Origin of the sequence: Solemya elarraichensis gill symbiont (genome assembly GCF_002021095.1) — a bacterium.
Classification (GTDB): domain Bacteria; phylum Pseudomonadota; class Gammaproteobacteria; order Chromatiales; family Chromatiaceae.
The window spans coordinates 1-8137 of sequence record NZ_MPRK01000069.1 but is presented as its reverse complement, the minus strand read 5'-3'; the positions used below and the strand labels follow the sequence as shown (position 1 = coordinate 8137).

The 8137-nt window shown below is 53.5% G+C and carries 11 protein-coding genes; 1 reads left to right on the top strand and 10 read right to left on the bottom strand.

What is annotated here, in order from left to right:
* Nucleotides 1–194: 194 nt before the first annotated feature.
* From BOW51_RS05095 to BOW51_RS05050, 10 genes are all read right to left on the bottom strand, one after another.
* Nucleotides 195–485: a hypothetical protein gene (locus BOW51_RS05095; RefSeq protein ID WP_078476747.1), complete on the bottom strand. Its 291-nt coding sequence runs from the start codon at nt 483–485 to the stop codon at nt 195–197.
* On the bottom strand, nt 485–685 hold the full coding sequence (gene iscX / locus BOW51_RS05090; RefSeq protein WP_078476746.1) for a Fe-S cluster assembly protein IscX: 201 nt from the start codon (nt 683–685) through the stop codon (nt 485–487). The genes BOW51_RS05095 and iscX overlap by 1 nt, the downstream gene beginning before the upstream one ends.
* A 13-nt stretch (nt 686–698) precedes the next feature.
* A complete protein-coding gene (gene fdx, locus BOW51_RS05085) occupies nt 699–1037 on the bottom strand; it encodes an ISC system 2Fe-2S type ferredoxin (RefSeq protein WP_043117139.1) in 339 nt (112 codons plus the stop codon).
* Nucleotides 1034–2926 carry a Fe-S protein assembly chaperone HscA gene (gene hscA, locus BOW51_RS05080; protein ID WP_078476745.1) on the bottom strand — a complete coding sequence of 631 codons (1893 nt, stop codon included), beginning with the start codon at nt 2924–2926 and terminating at the stop codon, nt 1034–1036. Before hscA ends, fdx begins: the two co-directional genes overlap by 4 nt.
* On the bottom strand, nt 2926–3474 hold the full coding sequence (gene hscB / locus BOW51_RS05075) for a Fe-S protein assembly co-chaperone HscB (protein ID WP_078476744.1): 549 nt from the start codon (nt 3472–3474) through the stop codon (nt 2926–2928). The genes hscA and hscB overlap by 1 nt, the downstream gene beginning before the upstream one ends.
* Before the next feature lie 13 nt (nt 3475–3487).
* Nucleotides 3488–3811, bottom strand: coding sequence for an iron-sulfur cluster assembly protein IscA (gene iscA / locus BOW51_RS05070; protein ID WP_078476743.1), 324 nt, complete (start codon nt 3809–3811; stop codon nt 3488–3490).
* Nucleotide 3812: 1 nt separating this feature from the next.
* The gene (gene iscU / locus BOW51_RS05065; protein WP_078476742.1) at nt 3813–4196 is read right to left on the bottom strand and encodes a Fe-S cluster assembly scaffold IscU; all 384 of its coding nucleotides are present in this window, start codon (nt 4194–4196) and stop codon (nt 3813–3815) included.
* Nucleotides 4197–4215: 19 nt separating this feature from the next.
* A complete protein-coding gene (locus tag BOW51_RS05060; RefSeq protein WP_078476741.1) occupies nt 4216–5430 on the bottom strand; it encodes an IscS subfamily cysteine desulfurase in 1215 nt (404 codons plus the stop codon).
* A gap of 152 nt (nt 5431–5582) precedes the next feature.
* Nucleotides 5583–6404, bottom strand: coding sequence for a serine O-acetyltransferase (gene cysE, locus BOW51_RS05055; RefSeq protein WP_078476740.1), 822 nt, complete (start codon nt 6402–6404; stop codon nt 5583–5585).
* 4 nt (nt 6405–6408) lie between these two features.
* A complete protein-coding gene (locus BOW51_RS05050) occupies nt 6409–7164 on the bottom strand; it encodes an RNA methyltransferase (protein WP_245828519.1) in 756 nt (251 codons plus the stop codon).
* 66 nt (nt 7165–7230) lie between these two features.
* On the opposite strand from BOW51_RS05050, the gene BOW51_RS05045 reads away from it, so the two are divergent.
* Nucleotides 7231–8028 (top strand): inositol monophosphatase family protein, encoded by a 798-nt coding sequence (locus BOW51_RS05045; protein ID WP_078476738.1) that lies wholly within the window; start codon nt 7231–7233, stop codon nt 8026–8028.
* The last annotated feature ends 109 nt before the right edge of the window (nt 8029–8137 follow it).

The window sequence follows — 8137 nt, the reverse complement described above, 5'->3', positions numbered from 1 at the left end:
CAATCAGCGATAGCAGCAGATGAACCCATGATGGCAGCGATAGCTGCAGCAGTAATAATCTTTTTCATTTGAATCTCCAAAAATGTTTAAAAAGTAATAGTGAAGACTCCCCGCCCTTAGGTGAGATGTTGACCAACAGCAGAAAGCCCGGCAATGCCGGGCTTTTTCGCAGGAGCGTAAATAACAGATCAGGATTATTGCAGGCTGTTACGTAGAGGTGCTGAACTGCCCGGTGCATTACACTCCCCGGCAAGATAACCGGCAACACGCTTGTCTGAACAGGCGTCACAGCCGTTTGATGCCTGCTTCCACGTGTTCTGCCCCGGCATCCATGCACAGACAGGATCGTACTGCATGGTACACATCTGTGGGCGAGGATCTTTACATTCCTTCAAACCCTGCGGTACCTGCCGGACACCATCGCTATCTGCAGCCTGGCAGCCGCCGAGAAGTGCTAGCAGCAAAATCGGCAGGAGTCGCAGCATTACTCGCTCTCTTCAATCCATGACATCTGGATTGCCTCGAGAATTTTCTCGCCGCAACGCTCAGGGTCATCATCAAAATCTGGCAGTTCCATAACCCAGTTGCGCAAGTCAACGAAGTTCACGGTTTTCGGATCGACATCCGGATAGCTCTCATCCAGTTCGATAGCGATATCGAGTACATCTGTCCACTGCAGTGACATCGTTCAGGTCCTCTTAATGGTTTTCGGAAACCATGTTGATGGTGTACTTGGGAATCTCCACGACCAGGTCTTCATCACCGACAACTGCCTGGCAACTGAGACGTGACTCCGGCTCTAGCCCCCATGCCTTGTCGAGCAGGTCATCTTCGATTTCATCGGACTCTTCCATCGAATCAAATCCCTCGCGTACGATGACGTGGCATGTTGTACAAGCACACGATTTCTCACAAGCGTGCTCGATCTCAATCCCATTGGCAAGAGCCGCATCACATACGGTCGTACCGGGCTCAGCCTCGATGACCGCCCCATCAGGGCAAATTTCGTGATGCGGAAGAATAATTATCTGTGTCATTTTGAGTCATCCTCGCTGGACTCGAATTCGCTAACCGTATGACCCGCCATCGCTTCGCGAATTCCGGCATTCATACGACGTTCAACATAGAACTCACAACCGGACTCCAGCTGCTTGATTGCATTCTCTATTGCACCGACATCATCCTGTTTCGCAGACTCGATGACGCTGTTCAGATGCGCATCGATCCCTGCCCTTTCGTCTGCCGAGAGCAACTGGTCACCATCTACAGCCAGTGCTGCCTGCAGTGCCTCGATGACTCGATACGCATCGACCTGCTGTTCACGCAGACGACGCAGATCGCGATCCTCTTCGGCATGTGCAATGGATGACGTCAGCATGTCGGCAATCTCGTTATCCGAGAGGCCGTATGAAGGTTTTATATCGACGCTGGCTTTTGTTCCGCTGGTCTCTTCCATCGCCTCGACACTGAGCAGACCGTCAGCATCGACATTGAAAGTGACACGAATGCGTGCGGCGCCAGCCACCATCGGTGGAATATCGCGCAACTCGAAGCGCGCCAGTGACCGACAGTCATCGACCATCTCGCGCTCACCCTGCACAACGTGAATCGCCATCGCGGTCTGGCCATCCTTGAAGGTGGTGAACTCCTGCGCACGTGCGACCGGAATTGTGGTGTTGCGCGGAATCACCTTCTCTACCAGTCCGCCCATGGTCTCAAGACCAAGCGAAAGTGGATTTACGTCTAACAGCAGCATCTCACCATCAGGATTGTTACCTGCCAACTGGTTGGCCTGCTGTGCGGCGCCAATGGCGACAACTGAATCCGGATCAATACTGACCAGTGGCTCACGCTTGAAAAAATCGCCGACCTTTTCGCGCACGCGTGGTACTCGGGTCGAACCGCCAACCATGACGACATCTTCAATTTCTTCAATATCGATTTCTGCATCCCGCAGTGTGCGGCGGCAGGCTGTAATGGTTTTGCGTATCAGCGGGTCGATCAGGGTGTTGAGTGTTTCAACATCAAGTTCACCCTGCCAGTTCGAGTCATCTGCCAGTTGCATCACGACTGTTGTCGAGTCAGCCTCTGTCAGTGCTTCCTTGGCATGGCGTGCCGCGTGCATCAGGCGGCGCTGAATCATTGGATCTGCATCATTGCTGATCCCGGCCTGCTGCATGATCCAACCGGCGATGACATGGTCAAAATCATCCCCGCCGAGTGCGGAATCACCGCCTGTCGCCATCACCTCAAAAACACCGCGAGTGAGTCGCAGGACGGAAATATCAAAAGTACCACCGCCCAGATCAAAAATGGCATGGACGCCATCAACACCCTCGTCAAGCCCGTAGGCTATGGCCGCCGCGGTCGGCTCATTGAGCAGACGATAGACATGCAGACCGGCGAGCTTTGCTGCATCCTTGGTTGCCTGGCGCTGGGCATCATCGAAATAGGCGGGAACCGTAATCACAACACCGGAGAGTTCTCCACCGAGTGAATCCTCGGCACGCTTGTTAAGGCACTTGAGAATCTCAGCTGACACCTCGACCGGGCTGACGTCACCGGCACGGGTTTTGATTCGCGGTACTGATGCTTCACTGTCAGCGAACTGCCATGGCAGTTGCTCACCCAGGCTCATGACATCGGCAATACCACGCCCCATAAGACGCTTGATTGAGGAGATGGTGTTGAGAGGGTCAGTGGTTGCACGTTTTTGTGCCTGCCGGCCCACGAGGATGCCCTCCTCGCTGTAACTGATGACAGACGGCAGCAGATGGTGGCCATCGTTGTCGGGCAAAGTTTGTGACGTGCCACTGCGCACGCTTGCCACCAGGGAGTTGGTGGTGCCAAGATCGATACCGGCAGCCAGCCTGTGTTCATGTGGTGCCTGAGCTTCACCTGGCTCGGCAATCTGCAGCAACGCCATTATCCAAACTCCTCTTCAAGTTGCGCCTCGACAGCCTGTGCCTCGGCATACAGCTTGTTGAGAAATTGCATTTTGCGCACTGTTTCACGCGCATCGTCGAGATTTTCTTTCGACGGTGTCTCAAAATCGACTGAAATCCTGCTGACCAGGGCCTTGATCATGCCACTCACCCTGTCCATGAATTCGCCCACGCTATCGAGTCCTTCACCAGTGTGACGCAATGCCTCGAGCTCTTCCCTCATCTCAAGCTGCTGCATCAGGAAGGCTGCATCTTTGGTTGTCTCCTCACGCAACTCCATATTGATGGAGTGCAGTGACAGCAGGTATTGGGCGCGAAGCAGTGGATTCTTGAGGGTATCGAAGCCCTCGTTGACATAGGCGGCAGCTTGTAGTGCCTTGCGCTTCTCTTCATCGCTGCCAGTGGCATAACGATCAGGATGCACGGCACCCTGCAGCTCTCGGTAGCGGTCGCGCAGGGCTGGAATCTCTACCTGATATTCTGCAGGCAAGCCAAAGAGTTCGAAATAGTTTTTCGACAGATCAAGCATAGGAAGGGGTAAGTCAGATTGTAAAACTTTCCCCGCAGCCACACTCATCCTTGACGTTGGGATTGTTGAATTTGAAGCCCTCGTTGAGGCCTTCTTTTCCATAGTCGAGCTCGGTCCCGTCAAGGTAGACAAGGCTCTTCTTGTCGATGATCACCTTGACACCATGATCTTCAAAGATTTCATCGTCATCGTTCATATCGTCGACGAATTCCATCACGTACGCCATTCCCGAGCAGCCTGATGTTCTCACACCCAGGCGCACGCCAAGCCCCTTGCCTCGATTGGCAAGAAAGCTTGAAACGCGGCTGGCTGCTGCGTCGGTCAGCGTGATGCCCATACTAGCCTTCCTGTTTCGACTTGAAGTCAGTAATGGCTGCCTGGATCGCATCCTCGGCGAGTACCGAGCAATGCACCTTCACAGGTGGCAATGCGAGTTCCTCGGCGATCTCCGTGTTCTTGATCTGCTGAGCCTCATCAAGCGTTTTGCCCTTGACCCATTCGGTCAGCAGGCTGCTTGAAGCGATAGCCGAGCCACAACCGTAGGTCTTGAACTTGGCGTCTTCGATAACACCGTTATCATTGACCTGGATTTGCAGACGCATAACGTCGCCACATGCAGGAGCACCAACCATGCCGGTACCGACATCCTTGGATTCCTTGTCCATAACACCAACATTACGTGGATTCTCATAATGATCGATGACTTTTTCACTATATGCCATGACATTTACCTCTAATTAGTTAGTGTGCTGCCCACTTGACAGATTTCAAGTCGATTCCTTCCTTGTACATGTCCCAGAGGGGTGAAAGTTCACGTAACCTCTCGACTTGTTCACGGGTTTCCTTGATGACGTAGTCGACCTCTTCTTCAGTGGTGAATCTTCCTATTGTAAATCGGATTGAGCTGTGAGCCAATTCATCTTCACGCCCCAGTGCGCGCAGCACGTAGCTTGGTTCGAGTGACGCAGAGGTGCAGGCCGATCCGGAAGAGACCGCCATATCCTTGAGCGCCATCATCAGGCTCTCGCCCTCGACGAAGTTGAAGCTGATATTGAGGTTACCAGCGATACGACGATCTAGATCGCCATTGACATAGACCTCTTCCATATCCCTGAAACCGTCAAGCAGGCGCGTGCGCATCTGCAGCAGGCGCTCATTGTCGCTGGCCATCTCTTCCTTTGCGAGACGAAAAGCAGCCCCCATACCGACAAGCTGGTGGGTTGCCAGCGTACCTGAACGCATTCCGCGCTCATGCCCGCCACCATGCATCTGCGCCTCAACGCGGACACGCGGCTTGCGCTGCACGTAGAGTGCACCGACACCCTTGGGGCCATAAATTTTGTGCGCTGAAAAACTCATCATGTCGACCTTGAGTTCAGCCAGGTCGATCGGCACCTTGCCGGCGCTCTGTGCTGCATCGACATGGAAGATGATCTTGCGCTCACGGCAAAGCTCTCCAATTGCAGCAATGTCCTGAATAACGCCGATCTCATTGTTGACGTGCATGACAGAAACCAGAATGGTGTCTTCACGCATCGCGCCCTTGAGAAGATCCAAGTCCAGCAGACCGTCATCTTTCGGATCCAGGTAGGTCACCTCGTAGCCTTCACGTTCGAGCTGGCGACAGCTGTCGAGCACAGCCTTGTGCTCGGTTTTCATAGTGATGATGTGCTTACCCTTCTTATTATAGAAGTGTGCAGCGCCCTTGATCGCTAGGTTATCCGACTCGGTTGCACCCGATGTCCAGACGATTTCACGAGGATCAGCATTGACCAGGTCAGCAACCTCTTTACGTGCATTTTCGACCGCCTCGTCTGCAGCCCAACCGAAAGCGTGGGAGCGTGATGCAGGATTACCGAAATTACCGTCGAGGGTAAGGCAGTTGCACATTGCCTCGGCTACGCGCGGATCGACCGGCGTTGTTGCCGAGTAGTCAAGATAGATTGGCAGCTTCATACTGTTCAACTCATTTTATAAAATTCTAAAATTTCAGCAAAATGACCCAAAAACGGTCATTCCGGGCGCAAACTATACTTAACCGAGTAAATTAGTCAAGAATGGGCGCTCGCGCACAGCCTGCTGTTGCTGGGAATAACTTAGTGTTTTACTCAGTTATTATCAACCGTTGACTTACTATGGCTATTGACCGCAGGCGCTTCGCCATCGACTCGTTCCAACTCTTCAGAGGTAGAAATGATCTCGCACTGGTCCAGTGAAGGCAGATCAAACTGCGCCTCCATACCGAGCGCTTTCATTGACTGGCACATCTTTGCCATGCGCTGATCCATGACATGAATGTGGTCCAGCATGCAGTTGACTGCATGTGCCACCGGGTCGGCTGCATCGCGTGTTACGCCGTAGGCGTCAAAGCCCATTTTCTCAGCTATTTCACCACGATGCGGCGCATCAGTCTCTTTCTTGGGTTGAATCAGGTTGCCGGGTACGCCGACGACTGTCATGCCCGCAGGCACATCCCTGACAACAACCGAATTGGAACCGACACGCGCTTTTGCACCAATCTCGATCGGACCGAGTACCTTGGCACCAGCACCGACCACGACACCATTGCCAAGCGTCGGGTGTCGCTTGCCCTTCTCCCAACTGGTACCGCCAAGGGTCACACCATGATAGAGAGTGCAGTCGTCACCGATCACGGCAGTTTCACCAATAACCACACCCATTCCATGGTCAATGAAAAAACGCTTCCCGATGGCAGCCCCTGGATGAATCTCGATTCCGGTCAGAAGCCTCGAAATATTGGAAAGAATGCGTGCCAGCAGTGGTAATTTAATTTTCCACAGCCGGTGCGCTGCGCGATGCATCAGAACGGCATGGAATCCTGGATAAGTCAGTACGATTTCGAACGCATTACGGGCAGCCGGGTCACGTTCAAATACAACTGCTATCTCCTCTTTAAGTCTTTGAAACACGCTATTACTCCTTGCTGGTTTCATCGCGACGCATCGATTTGCGACCCTGTGCAGCACTCAGAATGCCACGTAGCAGGTTCAACTCCTCGTCGTCGGGGGCGGCGCGCATAAAAAAGCGCCTAAGCTTTCTAATCAGTTTGTCAGATTTTCTCGGATCTGAAAAATCGATATCCGTAAGGGTTTGTTCAAGATGCTGAACAAAACCCTCGAATTTCTCTACTTCGGCCGGCAACTGCCCCTGCTGTGAAGCGGGCGTTACCTCTTCACTTGCCAGCAACACCTCGTAGGCAAGCAATTGTACAGCCATCGCCAGGTTGAGCGAACTGAAATCAGGATTGGTTGGAATGTTGACCAGGTAGTGGCACAGATCGAGCTCCTCGTTGGTGAGGCCTGAATGCTCACGTCCGAATACCAGCGCAACATCTGTCTCGTCGTAGTGAGAGACGACCTTTTGTGCTGTCTCACGCGGCGTCATCAGAGGCCAGGTAATCGTGCGCAGACGCGCGCTGGCGCCAATCACCAGGCGACAACCTGTAACGGCCTCTTCGAGGCTGTCGACACAACGCGCATTCTCAAGCAGCTCACCGGCACCCGAGGCCCGGGCGGTGGCACCCTCGTGCGGAAACAGTCGTGGACGCACCAGCACCAGCTTGTCGAGACACATGTTCTTCATCGCGCGCGCTGCGGCACCGATATTTCCGGGATGTGACGTTGCAATCAGAACAATTCGTACACGTGAAAGGGGCAAAATCTTCTCCACAAAATCAATTCGCGTATTGTAGCTTTCTTTTGCCTTGGCAGCATACTTCCTGTATGCTCGCGCGCCATGAACCCTATGACGACAATAGCAGTCCGTGCGGCCCGCGCAGCAGGGCGTGTCATTTCACGCTACAGCGAGCGCCTCGACGCAATCAAGATCGAAACCAAGAAGCGCAACGACTTCGTTAGTGAAGTTGATCGGGCTGCTGAACGGGAAATAATCTCGGCGATTCGAGCTGCATTTCCTGACCATGCCATCCTCGCAGAGGAGTCGGGCGTGCATAAGGGCAACGACTACCAGTGGATTATCGATCCTCTCGACGGTACCACCAACTACCTGCACGGCTTTCCCCAGTATGCCGTCTCCATAGCACTGCGTTTCAGGGGCGAACTGACCAATGCCGTGATTTATGACCCGTCACGCGACGAGTTGTTTCATGCATCCAGGGGCGAAGGCGCCTACCTCGATGACCGACGCATACGCGTTACCCAGAAAAAGGGGCTCGAAGGTGCATTGCTGGGTACAGGAATTCCGTTCCGTGACCTCACCCATGCGGATGCCTACTTCGGCATGATGCGCGACCTGATTGTCGATACCGCTGGCGTGCGCCGTCCCGGTTCGGCTGCTCTCGACTTTGCCTATGTTGCTGCCGGTCGTCTTGATGGTTTCTGGGAACTGGGACTTGCCCCATGGGACTTTGCTGCCGGTGCTCTGCTGGTCAAGGAAGCTGGCGGCATGGTAACGGACATTGCCGGTGGTGAGCGTTATCTTGAGTCCGGCAATGTTCTTGCTGGTGGTCCCTATCTTCACCATTTCCTGGTGGATAGAGTCAAACCTCATCTCAACGATAATCTGACCTTTTAATATTTCTCCGTTTTCAAGCGTGTCTTTGATCTCGTGATGTAAAACGGGACATCCAAGTCGCCCTTTTACACTCGATCTTCGACAGCCTTTATTGCCCCGGACGCCCTGC